Raw genomic sequence first — 24,187 nt, 5'->3', positions numbered from 1 at the left:
GGATGGATGCAGCGGCTCTCGGAACGGCTGGAACGTATCGAGAAGCTGTGCGCGGGGGACGTGGAGCAACCGCTTTCCATCCTGCCTGACGGGGAGCGTCTTCTGGACAATTACGACTGTGCCGCATGCTCAATATCAGCAAGCGCACATTCCAGCGTTACCGTACCTCGGGAGAGCTGCCTTACGAGATGATCTATCACAAGACCTTCTACCGGGAATCGGACGTCCTGCGGTTCATCGAGCGTAACTTCAGTAATTTCCGCAAGCTGAAAAAGGATCGTCCTGCCGGCTCCGGTTAGGCCCTGTCCCGAGAGTCCGGTGTCATGGAAAAACGCGGAGATACATGGAATAAGGCTGTAGATACTAATTGAAAAGTGCGCCAGATTTTAATTGAAAAGAGCTCCATCCATAGTTGTTATAAAATTACATATAAGTTTAAAATCTTCATTTATCTTGTCTCATTTTTTGTGTTTCTTTGAGTCTATAAGAAAGTCCGGTCATGTTTACCAGATAGGCTTTATGTGTAAGTCTATCAACCATTGCGGCTACAAGAACCTTGTCCTTTATGATTTCATTCCATCTGTTAAAAGCCAAATTTGTAGTAATGATTGTCGCCTTTTTCCCGGCTCTTAATGACAAGTGGTTAAAAAACAGTTCTCCTCCTTCCTTGTCACAACTGACATATCCGAATTCATCACAGATGACCAGATCGTATTTTTCAAACCGTAATTGCAGTGCCCGCAGTGTCTTTGCAGATTTGGCTTCCCTTATCTGGGTAAGCAGGATCGGGACCGAAGTAAACAATACGGTAAAATCCAGTTGACAGGCTTTTATCCCTAATGCCGTAGCTATATGCGTCTTTCCCGTTCCCGGATTTCCATACAGGACCAGTTTTCTTCCCTGCCTGACGAAGTCCAGTGTCTCCAATTCAGGTAATATTACCTGTGCCTCTTTGGGCATGTCTTCTATAACAAGTTCATGCGGATACTTCATTTGTGGGAATCTCGCAGATTTTATCCTTGATTTTCTTCTACATTCCCTTCTTCTTGCACTTTCCTTTCCAAGCAATTCCGTCAAGAAATGCAGATGGTTCCATTTTTCTTCGGCTACCAATGAAAGGGTACATTCCAGTTCTTCTTTAAAGACTGGCAGCTTCAGTTCTGCAGCATAGTCATAAACAGTTTCTTTTTCTGATTTCATATATATAAGCTTAAATGGTTGGTATTATATCATGTACTTCATTGTATCCTGTCATGAGTGCCGTGAGGCTTTCCTGCATATCTACAGCTTCTTTTTCTATATTCTCTTGTTGTGTCGGAAGAACAGACGGCTCCATGGATTCTTCCATCTCTCTCCGTACGTTACCATGCAGCATGGCCTTTACCTGCTCCGGAGATATTTTTCTGACACTACGTCCGGCCAGTTCCTTGCATGCCAAGATGATGTCCGTTCCAGAAAATCCATTTTCCCGGGCATAATCCAGCAGTAGAACAAATGCCCTGTTGTCATTCTTGAAATGGTTTTCATACAGCCTTCTCAGTTCTTCCGGCGCTTCTTGCCAAACTACAGAATGTGTTAATGCCCCCGGTTTACGGGAAAGCGTACGCAAGTAATGTTCCAGCTTGATGCACCAGTCGCCACCACAATAACTGCGTTGGTGCGAGGCCACTTTCTCCTTTTTGTACAGGATGACGATTTTTTCACTATAGATCTTGACATGTACTTTTCTCCTACAAGGGAATCGGGTACGGAATAATGAACATTTTTCATGCTGATAGTCGACCACTTATCCACAATGTACTTATTGACCTCAAAACAGCCTAGGTTACCGGGAAAAGGTTTCAGCGATGACAAATCAGCCTCCAGACGTGATGATTTCTCCGCCGTTGAGAGACTGCCTTGCTCGTTGTTGACCAGCAGACATATTCGGTTTAAATGCTCCTGCGCAGAGCGTATCTCACTGAAATGGTCCGTCAGGCAGAAAGCTTTCCTTCTGACATATTCCACGCTACGTTCCACATGCCCTTTCTCCCATCCGGCTCGGATATTACAGAAACGATACTCAAAACAGTAGAAACCGGACATCTTCATCAGGGCTTCTGTAGGCTTCTTATCACCACCGGCAAAGCTCTTGACCGCTACACGCATATTATCATAGACTATCATGGCAGGGACACCATGTATATCCCTGAAGAAGTTGCGGTGAGATTCCATGAAGGCAAGTGTATTCTGATGCCTGAAAAGATAGGCATATTTGCCATGGCTATGTTCGAAAGTGAATACAGCCAGATAAAACTTGGTCTTGACACCGTCTATAAAAAGAAGGACTTCACCCCAGTCAAACTCGGCAACGCATCCCGGCTCATAGAACAACCGGATAAAGGCTTCGCTCTTTTTCTTCTCTTTGCGTGATTCTATATCTTTTATATAACCGCATACTGTAGCATAGCTGATGGTGTACCCCTGAGATAACAGAAACTGGTGGATATCTTTCTTCAACATGCGCTGTTTGCGAAGTCCCATAGCTATCTTAATGGCATTCTTCTTCAAGCAAAATCCTATCTCATCCTTAATTTCTTGTGTGAGGCGGCAAGGACGGCGTTTGGAACTGTCATACTTGGGCTGGATGGTAAGCAAATCACTCAAAGTCTCTTCCGGATTATCCGTGCGGATAGCCGATTCATATTCTGAAATAATATTGTCAACTGTATGACGGCTGACATGAAGTTCACAAGATATACGGCGTTTGCTATAATCGCATACTCTATACATGTGTATTATTGATTGTCTTTCTACCATAGTCTTCATTTTTCCTTTGTATTTGGATGATACAAAGGTCATTATACTTATACTATGGTGGCGCACTTTTCAATTAGTATCTACATTGTGGAGAGTTTGGAGAATTGGGAATTGTCCTTTCAAGATACCCTTCATCTACCAAGTAATTGACAAATCTATCTCGGTTTTTAGAATGGTTTGTCACACCTATATGCACAAGAATTTCACGACTACTTCTCGGTATAATAAAAAAAGCTAAAACTTCCTTTTGTTTATCTGACAAATGTTTCCCAGTGTCTGAGTTAGTGTCTAAGTTAGCAACTGTATTAGGACGTTTGAATGTAATCCATACAAACGAACTATCCGTTCCGTATTCAGGTTCTGGAAACCCCACGATTTTGCATGCTTCAACCATTCGGTTTACTTCAGTGCCATAACTTTCTAGAAATTAATCATAATTATTCAATTTAGATTGATTTCTAAATAATCCATCCCGAATTCATTTGGAGTAAAGGGTGAGTCCTTTTTACAGAATACGATATGACTGCGATTAGATGAGTCCAATACATATCCACAAGAACACACAATATAACTTAATGAATTATCACATTGCCAACTATTTATTTGCAATGAACAAGCAGGATCAAAGCATCTAAGTTTGTCACGCAAATCCATCGCATATAGTTCGTAATCATCTATAAAGGTGTCAAAAGCATCAGATATTTTCTTCTGTTCCATTCGGTTCTTATCCTTATAGTCGTCGCTGTTTAGAACTTTATCACGCCATTTGTTTTTGTTGAATTCTACTATTGGATATTTGGTGAAGATATAACTTTGCATCTTTACATCGATTTGAATACATGAAATAAACGTTGCAATCATATTGTAATATGGAAGAAGTATTCGTGGCATATCATAAGCCTTGAACAATGTATGCTCAATATACTGTTTTAACATTTCTTTTCTTAAAATAATTGCTATACGTTCAACGCATGTAATGTCTCTTAACGAAACAGGAATTATATTATCAGAATTAACAGAAGTTCTTACATACTCGTCAGCAGCATCATTGTTGTCATATGCAATTATATAGGTATTCTCTGGTAATGATTGATTGCCAGGTAAGTAGGGTAGATTACAAGTTACTATAAACCTTAATTTGTCAGAGCCAACTATAACATTGATTACTCCATACTCGTCAACGGAAAGACGTATATCTGGACAATTATCACGTTTCGCTTCCCAATGCTTATCCGTACCTATGACATTATAACCAAGGTATTCGTTGTCTTTAACTGCATAATTAATTATTGATATACCGTAATTTCGAACATTGTTAATAATATATTCATCAGCGTCAGTCTTATTATCGTCAGGATTCGCATTTTCTTCTTTGAGTAATAAAATCCAAAGTTTCTTTAAATACCTATAGTGTTTGTCATTAATAAGGACGTTAGTATCATGATATTGTACTGATTTGACTAAACGTTGATCAACATTATAAAACAAATCATACTGGCGGAGCTTTAATAAGGAGTCTCTTAACTTTTTAAGACGCTTCATTGTGGAGGTCACAATCTGAATGTCAGCGTTTGTTGCTTTATAATTCCCTGATTGTTCGTCATAGACCTTTCCGGCAAGGCTAAGTTCTCTCCTTACTTTCTTATACCAACAATCTTCAGAATTCTCATGCTTTTCTATTAACTTGGAATATTCAATGAGAAACTCTGTAATGTCACGTGTATATCTCAACTTTCTTTCAAGATGATGAGCAGCTCTAGTGATCAATGCAATAAGCAATTGATTTTCATATACATTCTCGTTAGAAATTATCTCCTCTGTCAATATACGGCTTGGCCTAAAACTGACTAATCCTTTATGGAGCCAGTCTTCTGTATGAGCAGCCAAATATTGATTGCTTCTATTTGAAATACGCTTTGCTCTTGATATTGGTACTTTTTCGATTGTACGATTGAGTTTAGAGTATGGTGCATGAAAAATAGCTTCAATATGTTTAAAGTCTTCTTCCATTTGTGTCGCAAAATCTCCAAATTCTAATCCATTCTTAATTCCTTGTAGCAAAGGAATTGACCTAAAATCACCATTCTCTACAGATTCGGAAATAATTTCAAAGATATTATGCTTGTCTTTGTTTACATCATCTAAAAGTTCCTGATGAATGCGTTGGCCTTCATGAACTTTATAGTTTTTTGATGTCAATTCTTTATAGGTTGAACCCATAAAAATAGCATATCTTCCTAACTCAATATCGTCAGGAAGATTGCTATCACTAAGGATATTTCCAGTATATCTGTCGATTATCTGCATTATTTCTTTAAAATTTCAGCGTTTAACAGTTTGTTACCTTCTACAGGTTCTTGTTTTCTGAATGCCTCAGTGAACAATTTGTTGTATTTCTTTTGGAAATCCTCCAGATTGTCCGCAGTCAAGTCATACCTGTTCTTTAATGATCTGAATAAACGACTTGTAATCAAGTGGTCTGCGGCTTCTGCAAGACATTCGGTAGTATCTTCTCCAAGTGCAATATAAGTACATATGAATTTTCTTGCTTGTTCATCGAAACGGTTACCAATGCCAATGCCACGATCATTGAGCCAATTACAGAGAGTTTGTGTTTTGATGAATTTGTCAAATTCTTCATATCTGCTATAGTATTGTGCTTCTGCATCAGCAAATTGCTCCTGAAGCCAATGATAATCTACCGAGAGCCTATCTCTGCTTGTTGGGTTTCCGGACTTTGCCAACTGAATCTCTTTCAGAACTTTGCTCTTGTCATTGGTTTCCATAACCATGACGTTTGAGCGGTCATAAGTTTTGGGAGCGAAGTCTAAAGTCGTTTCATCGTGGTTGGCAGTTCCAATGAATCTTACGTTAGGTGGCAACTGCATCTGACGATCTTTGAACAACTTAGGCAAAAGTTCTTCGTCTGCATTTATCTTGACATATCGATCGCCAGTGCTTTGTTCCATCAATGATAGGAAATCAGCAAAGTAATGCTCTGGATGTGAAAGATTCATCTCATCAAGAATGATGAGGAAAAGCGTATTCTTGTATTTAGGTTGAGCGGCCAAATACAATGCTTTGAAGAAATCCGTTTCCTTGTATTTCTTTTCAAAGTTGTTGTAGAAGCCCATCAAGTCCATATTATCACGCCAACCAGATTGAATAGCACAGATACGGTATGGCTCATTTCTGTTTCCATTATCGTCCTTGCCTGTGTAGCCCTCTGCACCAGCAACAAGTGCCTTGGCAATTTCACGGGGCAAACTTGTCTTACCAGTACCACTTATACCTTGTAAAATACTAAGAAGTGACATATTCAGTCCAGCCATAAAGATACGAATAGTCTTTTGGTCATAATAAAACGGCTTCGGGTCTTTGGCACTGGCCATGTACTTCTGCAAATACTCAACAAGTTCCTTAAGGGTATTGGGACGGAAATATCTTAATTTGCGGTTTGCAAGTTCAAGATCCTCATCCATGTGTCTTGTCTGTTCAAAAGCACTTTGCTTGGCTTTCTCCTCGTCTTTAAGCTGATTGATAGTCTCATGCAAGTCTGCAACAGTTCTCAACAAGCTCTTTTCTCTTGCCTTTGAACTGTCAATCTGTGCCTTATATGTATTGATTTCAAGTATATAGGCATCGGCATTGTGTAAGGACAGTCGAAGCTCGCTAAGTCTTTCTTCGCTGACTTTATTTTCCATCTCACGAATTTTTGCCTTCAGTTCTGTGACAGCATTAGCCTTTTCTTCATATTCTGCCTCAGAATGGCGTGAATCCAATTCTGCTTCCAGTTTCTGGCATTTCTCTTTGAGGATGTTTTGTTCTTTGATCATCTTCTCTGCATCAGAAGACTCAAAAGCAGACAAGAGTTCACGTTTGAAGTCGGATAGTGATTTATTCTCTCTTTCCAACTTCATGTTTTTGCTCTTTAACGAGAACTTTTCATCTTCCAAGTCGTTAATCTTATCATCAAACTCATCTTCTATTTCCTGTCTAATACGTTTCTCTGCAGATTTCTTTGAAGATTCAAAGAGTTTACGCTTTCTGTCAAGTTCTGCTTTATCAGCCTCCAATTGAAGATTCTGTTCGTCCAATTCTTCCTTCTTCTTATTGAGTTCAGAAAGAGAGTTGATATATAATTCATGCTTTTTACCCATATCTTCAACCAGTGTTTTGGTTGAATTGGTTATTTCTTCTTCGGTAGAGCGCATCGAATCCAAAAGGCTTTTTATGACAGTGGTGTATTCTCCATTGTCTATAGCCATTTTTTCCTCGTCGAGCTTCTTTTGCCTATCGTTATTCCGCTTTCTTTCTGATTCAAGTTTCTTTTCTTCCTCTTTCTTATAATCCTCAAAAGTCTTTTTTTCTTTAGCTAATGTAGATTGTTCTTGAAGATGCTGGTCTTTAATCTCTTCAGCTTTCTTTTCGATGGCCTTGATTCGAAGCAACATATCATGGAGCTTGCTAATATACCCTTCAACATTACCTGTCTTTTTAATGTCTTCTATTCTCTGAGCATCCTCTTTGGTATCTACAAGTTCCTCTACTGGGATTTCAGTTGCTTCAATGGGCATTTCTTTTTCAGAAAATGTTGTAATCTTATCCACCTGTTCTTGGCTAAGATCTGTCACAAACTTAGCACGAGAATCAACATTCTTATTGTTTTGGTTGTTCTTATTCTTATTCTTATTTTTGTTCTTATTCTTTGCCATTATTCCAGTGTATTAATGTAATCGTTAATTAAATCTGTCATAAAGTTGAAATACTCAACCGCATCAGCACTGGTAAATACCGAACTTCTGTCTTGAGACTCAGTGGTGCCATGACCAATGTGATTGCGCATTTCCGTTATACCAACGATAATATCAATTCGATTCTTGAAAACTTTAATAACCTTGCAGTCTTCAAGGTTCGGTTCACATGAAAGAGACATAATGAACTTCATCAAATAATCGAGAAGAGAACGACCTTTCCAATTTTTAGTTTTTAATTTTAATAAAACATTTGGAACGAAAGTAGTATCAGAAAGGATCTTTTTCCTATAGACAACTTTTAAGCAATCTTGTCTATCCACCTGTGCTGCATACTCACCAAAGTTATTGTTCAGGTCTTCATAAATGTCCTCTCTGTCGATTTGGTCTTGTAATAAGATACTCTCAATAGCAGATTGCATATTTATGAAGAACATTTGCTTCTGAGCATGACTGATTAATTTGAAGTCATTACGCTCCATTCTCATGTAAGAATTAACTACAGCATGTATAGCTTGCTGAATATTAGAGTCCATTCTCTCGTATTTATCATCAAATGTGATAGCGATTCTTTCCTGGACCTGTTCTTCAAACCATTTAATACTTTCATCAAATTTACGGTTGTTTTCTGTTACTACATCCTTAAAGGTGGTGAACAGAACAGTCGAAAATTGCTTATTGGTTTTCTTTTCCTTTTCAAGATACAGCTTTAGCTCATAATTATTCCCTTTACCGAAAGGATCAAGAACAAGCCAGTCATCATCATATCCATTATCCCCTTGTGGAAGATATATGTAGGTACATACCATCACAGCCTCCGGTTTATTGTCGGGGATAAACTTAATCTGAAACATTTGTTGAGTAATGTCTTCGATATCGCCATCACCCTCCATATCCCTGTAAGTGGAATTTTTTATAACTTGAAGAATTTCTTCATCTGAAGGAGGAAGGGCAAGTGTATTTACACTCTCAATAATGTTCAATGGGGACTCTACAGACCTTGTTCCTCTCTCTGTATTATAGACAAGCTCACCATTGGAAACTTCGGCAAAATTAACTTCTCTCTGGTAATAAGGAAATAGTTCATTACCGTCATCGTATGAGAAGATATAGCCAATTTGCCTTTGAGAATCATCTACTATGAATCCTTCAGCATTGTTCCGCATCTCTTCTCCTTCTGGTGTCAGGAATCCTGTGCTAAGTAAGAGTCCCTTACTTTCAAGCTGGGAAACAATAAGATTGATTAAGTGCTCGTCAAGATGCAATAACTCTGCAATCTTTGCATTACTAATCTGGGGCATATACTTTAATTTTAGTACAGCCTTTTGAAAATAATTCAAACCCGATGTGAACTTATTGGTCTGAACTCTATACATGCTCATTGGAATAGAAACCAATAGACATTTGTCACTTGGTTTCGACATTCCCATGAAAATTGTCTTATCAGATTCTATTGCCATATGGTTTATTCTTTGTTATTTTTGCATAAAATTCATAAATGCCTGGCACATACTTTTCAGCATAACTATCTTCAAACATATTGGCATCGCCAACAACTATGACTAATTTCTGTGCTCGTGAGAAGGCTACATTCAAACGGTTCTTTAAGGTCAAGAATCCAAACACTCTTTTTTCGTTTCCGTCTTCTCGACTTTGACTATTGGAACGAACGGTACTGAGAATCACAATATCAAATTCTTTTCCTTGGAAGGAGTCCACCGAACCGATACGGAATTTTTCCTTATCTCCATCGATTGTTCTATATTTCGGAGCAATGCTATAACCTTCTTTGTCTTTTATAACATAACCATGTTCTGGTTTTGCAGCTTCTTCAAATAGCGTTGTGACCTGCTCTGAATAGAAGGTAATAACACCGACAGAAAGATTCTTGAACTCAGGATCATCTCTAAGTTCATCTATAATAGACATAATTCTTACAGCTTCAGCTTGCCTACATTTACTCTGACCTTTGCTCTCAGGTTTGTCCCCCGAAACATTACAGAATATCATTGTCTTGTCTTTCGCCCATGGGATAGACAAGTGATGTTGTTTTGTCTCGTATAATTGTTCACTGCCTGGTTTAAGCATACCTTCTCCTGTTTTTGGGTTTTTATAGTACGTGTTACTAATAAAGTCGCCAATAGTAGGATGCATTCGGAATTGTTCATTAAGAGTGATGCATCTTTGACGTTTCGCTTTTTGAACATTTTCAAATATAATACCAAACAATGACTGTTCATAGAGTCTGCGTTTTTCCTTCTTTTCATCAATGTCCTCAATCATGGCGAGGCTTCTTTCTGCAACGTCGGATTCGAGAATGTGAGGAAGCTGATTTTGGTCACCAACCATGATAATACGGTCTTCAGCCTTGACCATCGGAATGATTAAGTCAAGGGGATTAGAACGTGCAGCCTCTTCCAAAATAACATTCTTTATATGAGAAAAATCCTTCATCTCCTTACTTCCTGCCAACTGATTTGTGGCTGCTACTGTATCACCATACTCTTGAAGTGAATGGCGAATATAGGATGAATTTCCATGAAGATCCTTTTTCAAATCAGACAGGACAGAGCGGATAAAATCATCCTCATTTTCGTAGTTGGTCTCTTCGTACCTGCGAGCACAAACGGCAGCATCTTCAAGCCATGATAATATTTCATTCTGAAAGTCTTTCTCCACCTGTACCTTTTGAGCAGTAATTTTCTCGACCATAGATGTTTTGAAAGTTGAAAACTTCTCCAAACAATCAGAGTCAGGATTAATCTCAGGTGCATCTTCGAGGAACTGGATATCTTCTTCATTTAAGTCGAATCCTGCCTGAAGTACATCAGCGATGATTACAAGAGTGTTACCGAAGTTATATTCATCTTTGGTAGTTGGAATGCTGTTAATTAATTCAAGGTCTCTTTCATTCTTTCTTATAAAAGATCTAACTCCGCTTTTTATTTCGCGTAACCTATCAAAGGATATTCCTGTAATAGGAGTATCTTCAGGAACTATTTCCGTCACGGTTGCGATTATTTCATCAACATTCTTTTCTTTTGAAAACAAGGCTGCTAGTGAGCTGAGCCGTGAAGAAACACGCATTTCAGACTCTCCACCACGAGAATCTATTTCTTTTTGTAAATCCTTCTCATAATCTGAAATAAAACGTTCCTCAGCTCTTACACCCATTGTCTTCTTTCCCACTTTAACAGTCGGAAGTCCATGAGTGTACACCTTAGATGCAAGATGCTCTATAGTGTCATTCTGAAAAGCTGAAGCTAAGATGGTCTTAACTGCACTGTCTTTTTCTTTTTTATCGGCAAGTTCCAATAACCTGTGACAAATGGCTGCAACGACTGTAGTTTTACCAGTTCCCGGAGGCCCCTGAATAATCGTAATATCATTCCTGTTATTAAGTGCAATTTCAACAGCCTCTTCCTGATTCTTAGTAAGATGTTCGATGCCGAATTTCTCTCGAAGAAATTTCTCTGTCTTTTTGCTCCATGCAGGGATATGTTTATGTGTATCCTCGAACATCTTATCTGCTTCGTTTTCAATAGCAAACAACAAATTCTGAAGAACGATAGTACGTCCCTTAAAAAGTTGTTTTACTGCCTGAGAACGGCGCTTGTCAACAATTTCATTGCCAAGCAAAGATAACTCTAAAATACCAGAAGAAGGGAGACGGTATAACTCATCCTCAAACATCGCTTCACGATTATGTGGATTGAATTTGAGCATTGTAACGATAGGCGGCTGCGTCTTATCACATACCAACTGAAATTGTGGTTCTGAAGATGCAAGACGATACAATAATGATGTCTGATCTGGATTTATCTCTAAAACAAGATGAGCTATACCATTTTTAGGCTTAGTACCAAAATGGTATGCAATCTTTCCAAGTTCATCACTCTGTTCTCTTGCAATTTCTAACTCTATTCTGGAGTACTCTGTCCATAATCCCATTAAAGCTTCTCCACTGTGAGCTTTGTTTACAAGAGCGTCATGGGCTTCCTTTGCCTGGCCGATGTCAACAAAATCAATATTCTCGTATGCAAGTATGTCAATCTCATCAAATCTTGTAGGAAAACAGATTTTGGAATATATCTCTTTCTTAACAACTCTGACGTTTTCTTTATGCTCATTCTCAACCAATGGAACATCAATAAAACGAGGAATGTCCTTCTCCTTGTCAGAACGGATTCCATAAATGTTCCAATTCTTGCCTCCATTTTGCCATGCTTTAACAAACAACAGTTTGTATTTACCGGCATCGAAGACATAATTATTTGAAAGATTCTTCTTCAGCTGTTCGGAATTAGCAGTATGGAAGGAAATCTTTGTACTGTCGTCGTAAGCAATATCCAATTGAGATAGGGGTGTGACAGTTCCACACTCAACATATTTGAATGCAAACAGTCCCTTATTTTCTGATGGCTCAATCCAAAAGAGATAATTGAAGGATGGTGGCTCCGATGGAGCTATATTGGGAGTTTCTTTGAATCGTATAGTGAATAGCTTTTCCTCAATACTATCGCTGTTCCCCTTCTGTTGAATGGTAAAAAGAGGACATAGAGTGTCCCATTTTTGAAGATATATAGGTGCACAACCTTCTACATGAATATCATCATCTATATGACATTCAAAAGAATTGGCAAAAGCTTCTTCTGCGAATAACTCATATATTTTTTCAATTTTCTGCATATATCATGTTGTTATTTAATTGAACATTTAATACTCGTTGAGTTTCATCTATCGGTTTTAGAGAAAGAATCAACTTCCTAGGATTTTTAGTCGGAAATACAATCTTTGTCGGTTTGTTAATTGTGTGTGCATACCTTTCACCCCTTTCAGTTGAAGCATAGAACGATAACCCATTAAGTGGTTCAAATACGACAGCAATATCAGGCTCTCCTTCAAATGAAACAACTTCAATAGACAGTAAATCTTTCACATTAAATGTGTCTGTCATTAGGTGTCTTGAATTTATATATAGTTTATTAAATTTGTTTACAAGGAGAACTCCAACAGGGTCAGAATATAACTCTTTCTCTGTTTCAGAGAAAGTATATGTCTCTAAATCAAATTTTTTATCTATATGTTGAATTGCAACGGCAATTGGGAAAATTGGCTCATCTTCACAAAACGGACAGAAATCCTCATCTTCTGAGTAAAAAAACTCGGTTTTGCAATGATGGCAATGTTTTAGTTGTGAATAGGCATCATAAAGAGCATCAACCCATTGATACATTGATGGTCTTTTCATAGGGTCATCTTTCCCCATTTCAAAGGTATGTTTAAACAACTCTCTTATTTGGGGAGTAGTGAAATAACAGTCATAATATCGGTGGCTTAATCTGTTAAGTGAGTCTTTTCTATAATCAATCCAAGGAAGATTTCCTCTCATGGCATCATTTATAGAGAACCTTCCTTCTATAACTGCATCTCCTATGAATGGATGACAGAAAGCCAATAACTCGTGCGTAATAATTGCAAAGGAATAGCAATCGCTCATTGGTGTATTTGGCATACGCCTGTTAACAATTTCTGGGGCAGCGTGGCTGGCGTAAATGAATACATTTCCTAATCCAGAATAGTAGTAATTTGTTTCAGGAATTGTTGACTTAACATTCCTTTTGGAGCTTTCAATGTTGATATACTCTGGAACAAAATCTTTATAGACCTTGTTCTTTCTATGGTAATCTGCCAATTGTTCAGCTAGAGAAATAAGAATTTCAATTCTCCTTTTTATACCTCCAGTAGATATAAACCAATTGTCAAAATCTTCTTCTTGATTTGCCCAACGGTAGTTTGTTATATTTGCGATTTCCGTTTTTGAATCATTATTGCTGTTTGACGATTTTTGTTTTAAGAAAGAAGCGTATTTCTCGTTAAATGATAGGACTTGATTCTTACGAGATTTATTATCTTTTTTCTCCTCTATAGGCTTTACGGGCTCAATCAATTTTACTTCTTCTTGTTTTGCAACTTGCTCAAAAGAAGGAAATCCAAATTCATTGATTGAAACCAGTCTGCAAAGTATTTGTTTGGGAGTTGACTTGTGTTCTTGCCAATCAAACATTGGGACACGACAGAGACAGTCTAGATATCTTACGATATAGGTCTTTCTCCCTTTAATTTCAACAACCTTTTCAACGGTTAGTTTTAATTGAGTCCCTATGTTATGTTTGACTGTTGTCATTTCTATTTAATCTTAAGTTTTTATAAAAGTCATATGTACAATTTTTTGGGGCTTGGTGCAAAATTACACGTCTGCTATGCAGTCATTCTTCATAGTAGAATATTTTTTCACGCAATCTGCTATTTTTTCTGCAATTTCATCTCTAAACCATGCAGGAAAAAGTACTTCCACGTCTGGACCAAAAGACAAAATCTGTTGTTCCAACTCACGGGTGGGTTTGACTTCTAACGATATAGTACACTCATCTTCATTAACCACAATTTGTGATTTATGAATAGGCTTTGAAGTTACATACGGGAATCGGGTCTGCGTAAAACGTAGGATAACCATCTCTTTCTCCACGTCATCATAGGATATAGAGACACCAACAATATCGTCAAAGAAATTACCAAAGTCTATGGATGTGTTTGGCTTGAAAGGAACTTTTGCCAATGAGATGTGCCGAATTCGGTCTAATGCTTTATTGGCAATCTTGCCAAATTCTTCTTCATAGCCAAACAGAAACCAACGGTTGTTATATTGCTTGACATGGTAGGGGTGAAGGGTTGATATTATTTCTTTACCCTTATATGTCTTATATGTAATAATAAGAGGCGTGTAATTTACCGCAGCATCTATTACTCCTGAAAGAAACTCCAATCCTTGTAATTGCTCATTCTGTTCAAAAGCCACCACATTCTTGCTATTCGATTTAATGCCAAAACGATATTCAAGATTTGAAATTACTTCTTCCAACCAGACATTATTAGGAACACCACGATAGCGGCTTAACATCTCAATAGTAGAACGAAGTTTCTGAACTTCGTCTGGCGAGAGCTCATTCTGAAAGATGGAAAAGTTTTTCTCAGAATAGCGATAATAGCATTTTTTATCATAATATGGCTTGGCATCAAGATATATTCCGTCAGGAAGTATCTTGCGGATAGCATTAATATCACTTCGCAATTGACGTACACTTATCATGGAATTGCTGCCTTCGACATCTTTCAGATGGTCATTGACTTTTTCTAAAAGAGTGTCAAAATCATATTTGTGATAGAAGTCACTGAAACATCTATCCAATACTTGATATCTGAACTGAGCATTCTTGTTTACAGGCATATTCTTTTACTTTGTTACTTGAATATACATCACATCATCTTTACTTGAATTGATTAGTTCTTTCACGTCCACTTCAAGTACGCGAGCTATTTCAAGAAGTGTTTCAAGTCCTAGTTGGGCGGAATTAGTACACCATTTAGACACGGTGGCAGGATCTTTTCCGATAGTTTCCGCCAACCATTTGCCTGTACGTTTTTTCTCGGCAAGTACTACTTTTATACGATTAATGTCTTTTGCCATTGTCTTAGATTTAATTATTTATGCGAATCAGCAGTTGAAAACATCTTCAGATTCTTGATTTAAAAGTTTGTAATTCAGTTAATTATCTCATTATTTTATTTTGTAATCTCCTTGAAAATCAGTAAATTAGAAGAATAAAACCACTCATTTTTCTAATTATGATTCCCAAGGAGAAAAAGTTAATACTAATAGGTTTGTATATGTATATCTGTGATGTCCATAAGTCTTCTCTGCGTTTCCACTGCCAGAGATTCAGTAACAATTCCAATCCTGAGTTTACGGATGAGGAGGTTCTTACCATCTATCTGTTCTGCGGGTACTGCCAGAGATACTTCAACATCAAGGAGATACATACCTTCGCTAAGGAGTATCTGTCATCATGGTTTCCAAAATTGCCGTCTTATCAAACGTTTTGCGTACGCCTAAATATGCTTTCAGAAACATTTAAGGTGCTGGTGGAAACCATGATACAATCATTCAAGCCCAAGGATTGCGACTCCATTATATCCATTGTCGATTCTATGCCGATAGTGACCTGTAAAGGGAAAAACCGAGAGGGGAAAGTAGCTACGGAGATAACATCAAAAGGGTATTGCTCCACTAAGAACATGTACTACTATGGCATGAAACTGCATATGGTAGGACAGCGTAGGGAGGGAACCTTACCTTTTCCGGAAATGATAACTCTGACACCGGCTTCGGACAACGACCTGACCGTATTCAAAAGCGAATGCGTGCCATACCTATCCGGAAAGACGGTGCTTGCAGACAAGATTTACAGCGATTTCTCTTTCTTTAATGAGAACAATCCGGTTAAAGTGCTTACTCCGCATAAAGAGATTAAAGGGGAACCGGAAGTTCTCAAACAGAGGGAGAAAGCTGCAAGAGACCTTTTCTCGCAAGCCGTTTCTAAAGTCAGACAACCTATCGAATCCTTTTTCAACTGGCTGAATGAAAAAACAGAAATTCAAAGAGCATCTAAAGTAAGAGCTACCAAAGGGCTGTTGGTACATACCTTTGGAAAGTTGGCTATTGCTCTACTTACATTTGTTAATTTTTAATTTTTGAATCAGAAAGCCAACTGCTGATTCGCATTATTTATGTAAAAGTACAAATAATATCTTCAAAAACGACAAGTTTACCAAAAATCTCTGGAAAAGACGAATAAAAAGGGACAAATGTCTTCGTAATGCCTGTCAATAAGGCGTTTGCGAAGACAAATGAGGACAGGCGAAAAATCGAGGTAACGTAAAGGAAAGCGGATTTATGAAGAAGAACGGTCTCCAAATCATTACCCGCCGAATGGTGATTTTTAACACACCGTGTTGTATTTGGCAGCTTGTGGCACAGGTTGGCATATCAAGGTCTAACTCGTTGAGTAATAACTTTGCAAACAAAAAACGAGTATGGCAAGAAGCACATTCAAGGTTCTGTTCTACGTGAACGGCAGCAAGGAGAAAAACGGTATTGTCCCCATCATGGGACGAGTGACAATCAACGGGACTGTGGCGCAGTTCAGTTGTAAGCAGAACATCCCGAAAACGCTTTGGGACGTGAAAGGAAACAAGGCGAAAGGCAAGAGCCGCGAGGCACGAGACATCAACCTTGCCCTTGACAACATCAAGGCGCAAATCATCAAACATTACCAGCGCATTTCAGACCGCGAGGCATTTGTTACGGCTGAGATGGTGCGCAACGCCTATCAGGGAATCGGCAGCGAGTATGAGACGCTGCTAAAAGCATTCGACCGTGAGAACGAAGTGTTCAAGAAACGGGTAGGCAAAGACAGGGTAATGGCTACCTATCGGGCACGTGTACGGGCAAGAAACCATGTAGCCGCCTTTATCAAGTCGTTTTACAGACGCAGCGATATGTCCATGTTGGAACTTACTCCCGATTTCATCAAGGAGTTCGCCGCATACCTCTCGACTGAAGCCGGATTGCGGAACGGTTCGATATGGGCAAACTGTATGTGGCTGAAAGGCGTGGTCATGAAAGCGCATTATAACGGGTTGATACCGCGCAATCCTTTCATCCAGTTTCATATCAGCCCCAATGTGAAAGAACGGGAATATCTGACGGAGGATGAACTGAAAGCGGTCATGACACATGAGTTTGCAGACAGCAAGCTCGCATACATCCGTGACATTTTCATCTTTGCCAGTTTCACCGCCTTGTCATTCGTGGACATTCAGGAACTGACGAATGACAACATCGTGGAGGTGAACGGCGAGAAGTGGATATTGTCCAAACGCCACAAGACAAAAGTCGCCTTCCAAGTGAAGCTGCTGGATATACCCTTGCAGATAGTCGAACGCTACCGACCGATGCAGAAAGACAATCGTATATTCCCCGGCTTGAACTATTGGTCTATCTGCAAACCGTTGAAACGGATGATAAGGGAATGTGGCATAACCAAGTCAATATCATTTCATTGCAGTCGTCATGGCTTCGCAACATTAGCTTTGAGCAAGGGGATGCCCATTGAAAGCGTAAGCCGTGTGTTGGGACATACGAATATAGTCACGACCCAACTCTACGCAAAGATAACCACGCAGAAGCTCGACAACGACCTGACCATGTTCGGCGACAAACTGAGTAAGACGTTTAACGGAATAACGATGTCATGAGTATGAGAAGAAACAGCATAACAGTGAATGAATCCGGCAATATCATCATGCCGGAGAATGTCTCAAACATTTGGATGAGCGAGCCGGAATTGGTGGAACTGTTCGGAGTAATTGCTCCGACACTTCGTTCTGCCATCAGAAACATCTATAACAGTGGAGCATTAAAAGAATACGAGGTACAGAAGTATGTTCGGCAGGAGAACGGGTATCATGCCGATGTGTTCAGCTTTCCGATGATAGTCGCACTTGCTTTCCGCATTGACAGCTTCGGTGCGGAACAGGTGCGCAATGCCATATTTAAAAGGCTGTACTTGCGAAAAGAGAAAACAAATATCTTCTTTTCGCTGGGTATAAATGGTTGGGATATGTCTAATTATCAGGCATAAGTTCTAATGATATGACGACATGAAGTAGTGAGACCTATGCGTATTCCCATTGCCAACAATGTATTTATACGAGTATGTGAATAGGTGTATTGCCATTCATACGTACGATTACGACAAACCCGAAGAAAAATCCATTAGAATGGCATTTCTTCGGGCTTTTGTTGTATGTCATAAAGCCAAATCCAAGAAAATCTTACGTGAGGTATGCGTGAGTTGTTAATCCGTTCTGCGCTAATTGCCGAGTTTTGCACTGATTAAACAAAAAAATGAAGTGCTAATGAAACAAGGCAACTTTGAAAATGAGGAGTTTATCCGTGTGGGTACTACCCTCTACAAGTTAGTGAACCAGCCCCGTCTGAACGGAGGCTATGTGAAGAAGCGCATCGTGTGGAACAACGAAACACTGCGGCAGGACTACGGCAAGGACTATCTCGCCACCGTGCCGAAGTACGACGGCTTCTGCACCGTCCCCGACCATGTGGACTACCGTCCCGTGGTGGACAAGTTCCTGAACCTCTACGAGCCGATAGGACACCGTCCGCAACAAGGCGAGTTTCCCTGTATCCGGTCATTGGTGCGCCATATCTTCGGTGAACAGTATGAATTGGGCATGGACTATCTTCAATTGCTCTACCTGCAACCCGTGCAGAAACTGCCTATCCTGCTGTTGGTATCAGAAGAACGCAACACGGGCAAGAGTACATTCCTGAACTTCCTGAAAGCTGTGTTTCAAAACAATGTCACTTTCAATACCAACGAGGACTTCCGCAGCCAGTTCAATTCCGACTGGGCAGGAAAACTGCTCATCGTGGTGGACGAGGTATTGCTCAACCGCAGGGAGGACAGCGAGCGGTTGAAGAACCTCAGCACCACACTTTCCTACAAGGTGGAAGCCAAAGGCAAAGACCGTGACGAGATAGCGTTCTTTGCCAAGTTCGTGCTATGCTCCAACAACGAGTATCTGCCTGTTATCATTGATGCAGGTGAAACACGCTATTGGGTGCGCAAGATAGACCGTCTGCAATCCGATGACACAGACTTCCTGCAAAAGCTGAAAGCTGAGATACCTGCCTTTCTGTATTACCTGCAATACAGACAACTTTCCACCGAAAAGGAAAGCCGTATGTGGTTTGCGCCCTCTTTGCTGCATACCGAAGCCTTGCAGAAGATTATCCGCAGCAACCGCAACCGATTGGAGATAGAGATGTGCGAACTTATCCTTGACATTATGGAAAGTGTCGGCACGGACACATTCTCGTTCTGCCACAACGACATTCTTCTTTTGCTGGTACATTCGCAGGTAAAGGTGGAGAAGCACCAAGTCAGAAAGGTATTGCAGGAATGTTGGAAACTTACTCCTGCCTCTAACGGGCTTACATATACCACTTACCAATTCAATTACAATCGGGAGTGCCGATATGAGCCGATAAAAAGAGTCGGTCGTTTCTACACCGTCACAAGGGAACAACTTGAATCCCTGTAATACTATTCTTTTTTTGTTGAATTGATGAATAATGATATAACCATACTGATAATAAACAGCATACACTCTCAACAAATTCTCAACAATCGAAAAGAAAAGTTGAGAGGGAAACAGCATCAGTTTGTTGGATTCTCTATTTGTGAGTGGTTTGTTGAGAAGATGTTGAGAATATAAAGCATTAACGTATAGGACAATACATATCCCATTCATCAAATCAACGTTTTTACAGTCATCATCAAATCCATAGAAATTATATCATGAACATCCAAGAAGCAAAACAAATCAAAATTGCGGACTATCTGCAAAGTTTGGGTTATTCGCCCGTAAAGCAACAGGGAAACTGCCTGTGGTATAAATCCCCGTTCCGTCAGGAAACGGAAGCCTCGTTCAAGGTGAACACCGACCGCAACCTGTGGTTCGATTATGGACTGGGAAGAGGTGGTAACATCATCGCACTTGCAGGGGTACTGTACGCATCCGACCATGTGCCTTATCTGCTTGGCAAGATAGCGGAACAGGCACCACACATCCGTCCCATATCTTTCTCTTTTCGCCAGCAGGCATCCGAACCGAGTTTCCAACATTTGGAGGTGGGCGAACTCACCCATCCGGCATTGCTCCGATACTTGCAGGAACGGGGCATAAACATCGCTTTGGCAAAGGCGCAATGTAAAGAGCTCCACTTCACCCATAACGGCAAGCCCTATTTCGCCATCGGTTTTCCGAATGTGGCGGGAGGATTTGAAGTGCGTAACCGTTTTTTCAAAGGCTGTGTCGCACCCAAAGACATCAGCCATATTCGGCAACAGGGAGAAGCGAGAGAGAAATGCCTTGTATTCGAGGGCATGATGGACTATCTTTCATTCCTCACGTTGCGGAAGAGGAACTGCTCGAAATTGCCCGACCTTGACAGGCAGGATTACGTCATCCTCAATTCGACCGCCAATGTTTCCAAAGCTATAGATGTGCTGCACGGGTATGGACGTATCCACTGCATGCTCGACAATGACGAGGCGGGAAGAAAGGCGTATCGGGAATTGGAAAGGAAGTTCGCCGGACGCATCCGCGACTTCTCCGACAACTACAAAGGGCATAAAGACCTGAACGATTACCTGCGTGGAATCCGGCAGAAATTAGCCGTTAGTCCACCGCCAAGAACTATCGTAAAACCCAAGAAGAAAGGGTTGGGATTATGACATCCCGAATGAGAAAAACGGGAGATGCCCGAAACTCATTCCTTAAGGATTGGGAGGTAGCAAGTTTGTGTTTCGGGTGTACCGAAACCGCTTGCCACCCACCATCCAAATTGCAGGAGGTGGCATCCCGTCGGTCTATACAGTTGAATCAGTAACCGAATTAAAAGGAATAAAATATGGAACAGACAAAGGAACACAAGGAACGCAACAAGGGAGGTCGCCCCAAGAAGGAAGCAACCGAGAAACTGAAATACCGTATCGCAGTGAAAATGACGGCAGCCGACTACTTCCGCCTGCTGACACGATCGCATGAGGCGGGCGTATCACCAAGCGAGTACATGAGGGAATGTTTCCGTAACGGTCATGTGAAAGAACGGCTGTCGGAGGAACATGCCGGATACATCCGCCAACTCTGCGGCATGGCTAACAATCTCAACCAGCTTGCGCGTAAGGCAAACGCCGGAGGCTTCCACGATGAACGGTGGGACTGCAAGGTGGCAGTGGCAAGGATTCATGAACTTATAACCAAGATAGGGATATGATGGCGAAAATCGTAAAAGGAAGCGACTTCAAGGGTGTGGTGGATTACATCATCGACAAGAAGAAGGATACGCAGATAGTAGCAAGCGAAGGCTTGTTTATGGAAAATCTGGAAACTATCGCCATGAGTTTCAATGCCCAGTCACGGATGAACGATAAGGTGACAAAACCTGTCGGACATATCGCGTTGAGTTTTTCCAAAGAGGATGAGTTACGGCTGACGAACCGTATCATGGCAGGCATCGCGCTTGAATATATGGAACGGATGGGAATCAAGAATACGCAGTTCTTCATCGCCCAGCATTTCGACAAGGAGCATCCGCACGTGCATATTGCTTTCAACCGCATAGACAACAACGGCAATACCATATCGGACAGGCACGAGCGTCTGCGCAGTACCCGCATCTGCAAGGAATTGACCTTGAAATACGGCTTGCATATGGCTGGCGGAAAGGACAATGTCAAACGCAACCGCCTGAAAGAGCCAGACAGGACGAAATATGCGCTTTACGACATCATCAAAATGGAAGTCGGCAGATGCGGCAACTGGAACGTGCTTATCGCCAACCTGAAACGGCAGGGAGTGGAAGTACATTTCAAGCATAAGGGGCAGACCAGCGAGGTGCAGGGTGTTGTATTCTCCATGAATGGCTACCATTTCAACGGCTCCAAAGTGGACAGGCGTTTCAGTTATTCCAAGATTGACGCGGCTTTGCAGCACAACAGATGCAGGGAACGTATGGGAATAACAGCCGGAATATATGAAACGGCTACACCAAGCGCACCGTCCGGCACGGCACAAAGCGAGTTGTTCAACGGCTCTTGGGGATTGCTAAAAAGCAGTGGCTCATCTTATAACGCTGCTGATGCGGAAGCCAATCAGGAAATGGTGGATATACTTCGCAGAAGGAAGAAAGTTAAGCGCAAGAGAGGTGTTGGGTTCTAATATTCTGTACTAATCCAATTCTCACGACACTTGCGCTCTATATTCATTCGGAGTGTAACCTACCTCTTTCTTGAACAGTCGGGTAAAATGTTGCGGGTACTGAAAGCCGAGATTATAGGCGATTTCATTAACGGTGTCGTCTGTAGATGCAAGTTCCGTCTTGGCTATTTCAATAGACTTGTCATGAATGAAATGTAGGGCGGTTGAACCTGTTTCTTTTTTCAATAAATCACTGAAATAGTTGGGCGAGAGGCAGAGCTTGTCTGCACAATACTGTACAGTGGGCAAGCCTATCCGTTTAGCAGCCCCATCATGGAAGTATTCGTCAAGCAACCGCTCAAATCTTGCGAGGATGTCTCGGTTTTGGTTGTCGCGTGTGATGAACTGGCGGTCATAGAAACGTGTGCAGTAATCAAGGAACGTCTTGATGCTGTCTGTGATGAGGTTCTTGCTGTGACGGTGTATCGGATGGTTCAATTCATATTGAATCTTGTGGAAGCAATCCATGATGATTTGCCGTTCTTCCACACTAAGGTGCAATGCCTCGTTTGTCTCGTAGGAAAAGAACGAATATTCACGCATTATCCGCCCGAGAGGTGTATTCCGCAGCAGGTCGGGATGGAACATAAGCAGGTAGCCATCTGGTTGGAACTGCATGCCGTCATCTTCCGCACCGAACACCTGTCCGGGCGCGATAAATATCAGTGTGCATAATTATTCCTAAGTCTGTGAAACCGGAACGCATGAAGCAGAATCTCGACATATTAGACTTCACCCTGTCGGCCGACGACATGGCACGGATAAAGACGCTGGATACCGACAAGCCTTTCTTACTCGGCTCGCACGAAGATCCAGAAATCGTAAAATGGTTCATGCAGTACAAAAACGCCTGAACATCAACAACCATATTTCGATAGCCGCTATCGACTATATTAAGAAGTTATTCGTATATGCCTTTATTGTAATCCGTCATGTACTGAGTAAATGTTTTGCCTGTTTGCTGTTTGAAGAAGCGCATGAGATGGCTCGGATCAGAGAAATTGAAATCATCCGCCATTTCACTGACAGTGCGGTTGGAGAATAGCAATTCGTTCTTCAGTTCCTCAAGCAGACGTTGTTTTATCAAATGGGTAGCTGATACTCCGAATTGGGCTTTTACTGAGTTATTGAGTGTGATGCGACTGACATGAAGCATGTCTGCATATTCCTGCACCCGCTGGTGGGTGCGGATATTCTGTTCCAACAAGTCCTTGAACCGAAAAGCGAAATTGTTTTTAGCAATTTCAGCGGGCAAGCAATAGGCGGCAGCGTATGTACGATTGATAATCAGCAAAAGATAATATAGTAAGGAAACAATGATATTGTACGTATCGGACACTGGATTCATCAGCTCATACTTAATCTTTCCGAGCAGCCGCATATATTCCTTCATTTCGTCATGTGTGGCATTGATGTAAGGCGGCGTATCTGTCTGGTAACAATACAAAAGGCGAAAAACGAAGAACTTGTCGGCGATAAAAGTACGCATGAAATCTTCGCGGAATATAAGGAACGTGTAATCCAACGCCGTCTCATCTACATGCCACTCTTGTTGCTGATGGGGTGAAAGCAGGAGAACCATGCCGTCGCGCAGTTCAATCTTGCGGAAGTTCAGTAGCAAATATCCGTTTGCCTTACGGAAAAAGTAGAAGCTGAAGAAGTCTGTCTTAAACCGCTTGTTTTCTGTCAGCACAAGTCCGATGTCCTTGTTTATGGCAGTATTGATGTAAAAATCCACGCCGCAGCGTGTCTTGTTGAACGGTACGCTGACCAGTCGATCAGGGTTGATTATCTCGTCCATATCCTTGTCGTTTTTGCAAAGATAATAATTTCATTTATCAAAATGGCATAATTACCGTTTTTTCAGGCATAGATGTTTCGCCGGA

Annotated in this window: 18 protein-coding genes and 2 pseudogenes; 9 read left to right on the top strand and 11 right to left on the bottom strand. The window is 40.8% G+C overall.

Translation table 11 applies throughout. The features are described from left to right. Positions 1 to 6: 6 nt before the first annotated feature. Positions 7 to 299: pseudogene (locus tag NBH16_RS23525) on the top strand (helix-turn-helix domain-containing protein). A 145-nt stretch (positions 300 to 444) separates the two neighbouring features. On the opposite strand, the gene istB reads toward NBH16_RS23525, so the two are convergent. The 9 genes and pseudogenes from istB to NBH16_RS00450 form a co-directional block, all read right to left on the bottom strand. After that, positions 445 to 1,200, bottom strand: a complete 756-nt coding sequence (gene istB / locus NBH16_RS00495) for an IS21-like element helper ATPase IstB (protein WP_250787931.1) — start codon at positions 1,198 to 1,200, stop codon at positions 445 to 447. A 10-nt stretch (positions 1,201 to 1,210) separates the two neighbouring features. Then, positions 1,211 to 2,808: pseudogene (gene istA / locus NBH16_RS00485) on the bottom strand (IS21 family transposase). A gap of 432 nt (positions 2,809 to 3,240) precedes the next feature. Then, positions 3,241 to 5,106: a hypothetical protein gene (locus tag NBH16_RS00480; RefSeq protein WP_250787928.1), complete on the bottom strand. Its 1,866-nt coding sequence runs from the start codon at positions 5,104 to 5,106 to the stop codon at positions 3,241 to 3,243. Then, positions 5,106 to 7,514: an SMC family protein gene (locus NBH16_RS00475; RefSeq protein ID WP_250787927.1), complete on the bottom strand. Its 2,409-nt coding sequence runs from the start codon at positions 7,512 to 7,514 to the stop codon at positions 5,106 to 5,108. Before NBH16_RS00475 ends, NBH16_RS00480 begins: the two co-directional genes overlap by 1 nt. Continuing rightward, a complete protein-coding gene (locus tag NBH16_RS00470) occupies positions 7,514 to 9,013 on the bottom strand; it encodes a hypothetical protein (RefSeq protein WP_250787926.1) in 1,500 nt (499 codons plus the stop codon). Before NBH16_RS00470 ends, NBH16_RS00475 begins: the two co-directional genes overlap by 1 nt. Further along, positions 8,997 to 12,242 carry a DEAD/DEAH box helicase gene (locus NBH16_RS00465; RefSeq protein WP_250787925.1) on the bottom strand — a complete coding sequence of 1,082 codons (3,246 nt, stop codon included), beginning with the start codon at positions 12,240 to 12,242 and terminating at the stop codon, positions 8,997 to 8,999. The genes NBH16_RS00470 and NBH16_RS00465 overlap by 17 nt, the downstream gene beginning before the upstream one ends. After that, positions 12,229 to 13,740 carry a protein kinase family protein gene (locus tag NBH16_RS00460; protein WP_250787924.1) on the bottom strand — a complete coding sequence of 504 codons (1,512 nt, stop codon included), beginning with the start codon at positions 13,738 to 13,740 and terminating at the stop codon, positions 12,229 to 12,231. Before NBH16_RS00460 ends, NBH16_RS00465 begins: the two co-directional genes overlap by 14 nt. Positions 13,741 to 13,803: 63 nt before the next feature. Further along, the gene (locus tag NBH16_RS00455; protein ID WP_250787923.1) at positions 13,804 to 14,841 is read right to left on the bottom strand and encodes a helix-turn-helix transcriptional regulator; all 1,038 of its coding nucleotides are present in this window, start codon (positions 14,839 to 14,841) and stop codon (positions 13,804 to 13,806) included. 6 nt (positions 14,842 to 14,847) lie between these two features. After that, positions 14,848 to 15,081, bottom strand: coding sequence for a helix-turn-helix domain-containing protein (locus NBH16_RS00450; protein ID WP_250787922.1), 234 nt, complete (start codon positions 15,079 to 15,081; stop codon positions 14,848 to 14,850). 200 nt (positions 15,082 to 15,281) lie between these two features. Here NBH16_RS00450 and NBH16_RS00445 point away from each other — a divergent pair, with 200 nt between their 5' ends. From NBH16_RS00445 to NBH16_RS00415, 7 genes are all read left to right on the top strand, one after another. Further along, positions 15,282 to 16,142 carry a transposase gene (locus NBH16_RS00445; protein WP_075965333.1) on the top strand — a complete coding sequence of 287 codons (861 nt, stop codon included), beginning with the start codon at positions 15,282 to 15,284 and terminating at the stop codon, positions 16,140 to 16,142. Between the two features lie 345 nt (positions 16,143 to 16,487). Beyond that, complete coding sequence (locus NBH16_RS00440) at positions 16,488 to 17,711, top strand: site-specific integrase (protein ID WP_005775881.1); 1,224 nt, start codon at positions 16,488 to 16,490, stop codon at positions 17,709 to 17,711. Continuing rightward, the gene (locus NBH16_RS00435) at positions 17,708 to 18,097 is read left to right on the top strand and encodes a virulence RhuM family protein (RefSeq protein ID WP_004328110.1); all 390 of its coding nucleotides are present in this window, start codon (positions 17,708 to 17,710) and stop codon (positions 18,095 to 18,097) included. Before NBH16_RS00440 ends, NBH16_RS00435 begins: the two co-directional genes overlap by 4 nt. A gap of 277 nt (positions 18,098 to 18,374) precedes the next feature. Next, positions 18,375 to 19,580, top strand: coding sequence for a primase-helicase family protein (locus tag NBH16_RS00430; protein ID WP_004328112.1), 1,206 nt, complete (start codon positions 18,375 to 18,377; stop codon positions 19,578 to 19,580). 257 nt (positions 19,581 to 19,837) lie between these two features. Further along, the gene (locus NBH16_RS00425) at positions 19,838 to 20,776 is read left to right on the top strand and encodes a DUF8464 domain-containing protein (RefSeq protein WP_121963106.1); all 939 of its coding nucleotides are present in this window, start codon (positions 19,838 to 19,840) and stop codon (positions 20,774 to 20,776) included. Between the two features lie 176 nt (positions 20,777 to 20,952). Continuing rightward, the gene (locus tag NBH16_RS00420) at positions 20,953 to 21,318 is read left to right on the top strand and encodes a MobC family plasmid mobilization relaxosome protein (RefSeq protein WP_004329306.1); all 366 of its coding nucleotides are present in this window, start codon (positions 20,953 to 20,955) and stop codon (positions 21,316 to 21,318) included. Continuing rightward, positions 21,315 to 22,262: a relaxase/mobilization nuclease domain-containing protein gene (locus tag NBH16_RS00415; RefSeq protein ID WP_007560543.1), complete on the top strand. Its 948-nt coding sequence runs from the start codon at positions 21,315 to 21,317 to the stop codon at positions 22,260 to 22,262. The genes NBH16_RS00420 and NBH16_RS00415 overlap by 4 nt, the downstream gene beginning before the upstream one ends. Before the next feature lie 21 nt (positions 22,263 to 22,283). On the opposite strand, the gene NBH16_RS00410 is transcribed toward NBH16_RS00415, so the two are convergent. Then, positions 22,284 to 22,919 carry a helix-turn-helix domain-containing protein gene (locus NBH16_RS00410; RefSeq protein ID WP_224201639.1) on the bottom strand — a complete coding sequence of 212 codons (636 nt, stop codon included), beginning with the start codon at positions 22,917 to 22,919 and terminating at the stop codon, positions 22,284 to 22,286. Positions 22,920 to 22,966: 47 nt separating this feature from the next. Between NBH16_RS00410 and NBH16_RS00405 the strand changes: the two genes are divergently transcribed. Then, positions 22,967 to 23,155, top strand: a complete 189-nt coding sequence (locus tag NBH16_RS00405) for a hypothetical protein (RefSeq protein ID WP_005775886.1) — start codon at positions 22,967 to 22,969, stop codon at positions 23,153 to 23,155. Positions 23,156 to 23,202: 47 nt separating this feature from the next. Here NBH16_RS00405 and NBH16_RS00400 read toward each other — a convergent pair whose 3' ends face one another. Beyond that, positions 23,203 to 24,102 (bottom strand): helix-turn-helix domain-containing protein, encoded by a 900-nt coding sequence (locus NBH16_RS00400; RefSeq protein WP_004329302.1) that lies wholly within the window; start codon positions 24,100 to 24,102, stop codon positions 23,203 to 23,205. Positions 24,103 to 24,187: the final 85 nt, after the last annotated feature.

The sequence above is a fragment of the Parabacteroides sp. Y3-G-102 genome, assembly GCF_023656845.1.
GTDB classification, from domain to species: Bacteria; Bacteroidota; Bacteroidia; order Bacteroidales; family Tannerellaceae; genus Parabacteroides; species Parabacteroides distasonis.
The sequence above is the reverse complement of the archived record's forward strand: the minus strand, read 5'-3'. Positions and strand labels throughout refer to the sequence as shown.